Raw genomic sequence first — 2,001 nt, 5'->3', positions numbered from 1 at the left:
TTTCATCGAAATGGTAGGCAACGTACTGGCCGACGAGCGCGCCTGCACCCAGCAGGATCAACAGCAACCAGAACAACCGGCGACCCCAGGGCGAGCGGCGCGTTTGCCAGCCGAGTTGCAACGGATCGTCGGTCAGGTCTTGCAGGGCCTCGACGCGTTCGGTCGATTCGTTTCGCTCATGACGCTTGCGCAGGGGCGCGACTGAAGACAGGTCGTCGTCGAAATCGTCTCTGGCAGAGGTCGCCGACAAGCGTTCATGATGGGGTGGGGCATCGAGAGGATCGTCCAGGCGCAGTTGCGGCGGCTGCGGCTCGTCGTCCAGTTCGACCGGCACAAGCGACAGGGACGGCTCGGTGCGCGAAAGAACTCCAGTCTCGATCAGCGGCGGCGCCGTCTCGCCGACGTCAGCGACTTCCGCGCGATCGGCAGCCGATTCGCTGAACAGGCTGTCGGACCATGGCTCTTCTTCGTGCTCGTTGTTACTCCGGCGCGCGCTCAGGCTATCGTCCCGCTGACGGACAAACCCGGTGGTCGGCCGGCTTTCCCGCTGTTCGAGTCGCGCGAGTTCTTCGTCCAGATCCAGCGCATCGAGATCAAGTTCGGTCGCCGACCATTGTTTCTGGCTGATGGCACGGGGTTCCGTTGCTTCGACGTTGCCCGGAGCAACCGGCGTGCTCACCTCTTTGCCGGCTTGCTCGAGCAATTGCTTCGCGGCATTGAATACCTGCAGGCACGAGCCGCAACGAACTACTCCGCGGGCCACGCTCAATTGAGCATGGTTAACGCGGAAGCTGGTTTGGCAATGCGGGCACTGAGTGACGAAGCTGTCGGTCATGCGGCGATCCGGTGTGTGCAGAGGTTCATTCTAGCGCCGACGGCCGGTGATGCGCACCCAGCCATCGCGATTGGCGATCGGGTCCAGGTCAAAGTCTTGCGCATAAGCGGCGGCCACTTCGTCGCCCTGTTCGGCGAGGATGCCTGAAAGCGCCAGACGGCCGCCGGGCTTGACCAGGCTGGACAGTTGGGGCGCTAGCGCTACCAGCGGACCGGCAAGAATATTGGCCACCAGCACGTCAGCCTGAACCTGTGGCAGGTCTTCAGGCAAGTACAGCGGGAACAGCGCTTCGGCGATGTTGTTGCGCCCGGCGTTGTCGCGCGACGCTTCCAGCGCCTGCACGTCGATGTCGGTGCCGACAGCCTGTTCAGCGCCCAACAACAGGGCGGCAATCGCCAGAATCCCCGAGCCACAACCGAAGTCCAGTACCTTGCAGCCCTTCAGGTCCTGCCCGTCGAGCCACTCCAGGCACAGGGCGGTGGTCGGGTGCGTGCCGGTGCCGAACGCAAGACCTGGATCGAGCAGCAGATTCACGGCGTCCGGTTCCGGCGCGGCGTGCCAGCTCGGTACGATCCACAGGCGCTGACCGAAGCGCATCGGCTGGAAGCCGTCCATCCAGCTACGCTCCCAGTCCTGATCCTCGATGATTTCGCTGTGGTGTTCGGGCAGCGGACTACCGGTCAGCAACTCCAGATGGGCGAGGACACTGGTGGCCTCGGTGCCACCTTCGAACAGGGCCAGCAAGTGGGTGTGCGACCACAGCGGGGTGGTGTTGAGTTCCGGCTCGAAAATCGGCTGATCTTCAGCATCCATGAAGGTCACCGACACAGCGCCTACTTCGAGGAAAGCGTCTTCGTAGGTTTCGGCTTGTTCTGGGCTGATGGCGAGACGGACTTGCAGCCAAGGCATGGCGGGCACCTTTGAAAAATATTGATTGCAGCCTGGCGGCTGCGAGAAGCGCGCAAGTTTACGCGAGCTCGCGGCAGAAGACGACCGGGCGCGCAGGACTCAGCCTTGAACAACGCCGCCAATGTTGGGGCTTGAACAAATTGCCTGTGGCGAGGGGGCTTGCCCCCGTTGGGCTGCGCAGCAGTCGCCAAGCGAGTAAATGCGAACTGCCTGAAGCTTCACGGTTATTTTGGGGCTGCTGCGCAGCCCAACGGGGG

General features: G+C 63.0%; 2 protein-coding genes. Both read right to left on the bottom strand.

Features of this window, described 5'->3' with window-relative positions; translation table 11 throughout:
- On the bottom strand, positions 1–835 hold an 835-nt coding region (locus F8N12_RS27390), incomplete at its 3' end, for an MJ0042-type zinc finger domain-containing protein (protein ID WP_150583129.1).
- Between the two features lie 30 nt (positions 836–865).
- Positions 866–1,744, bottom strand: a complete 879-nt coding sequence (prmA, locus tag F8N12_RS27385) for a 50S ribosomal protein L11 methyltransferase (RefSeq protein WP_150580740.1) — start codon at positions 1,742–1,744, stop codon at positions 866–868.
- Between the last annotated feature and the right edge of the window lie 257 nt (positions 1,745–2,001).

The sequence above is a fragment of the Pseudomonas fluorescens genome (assembly GCF_902497625.1).
In the GTDB taxonomy this organism is placed as follows: domain Bacteria; phylum Pseudomonadota; class Gammaproteobacteria; order Pseudomonadales; family Pseudomonadaceae; genus Aquipseudomonas; species Aquipseudomonas fluorescens_BQ.
The sequence above is the reverse complement of the archived record's forward strand: the minus strand, read 5'-3'. Positions and strand labels throughout refer to the sequence as shown.

Excerpts from the sequence above, each read along its gene's own strand:
- prmA (WP_150580740.1), bottom strand. The coding sequence starts at position 1,744 with ATGCCTTGGCTGCAAGTCCGTCTCGCCATCAGCCCAGAACAAGCCGAA.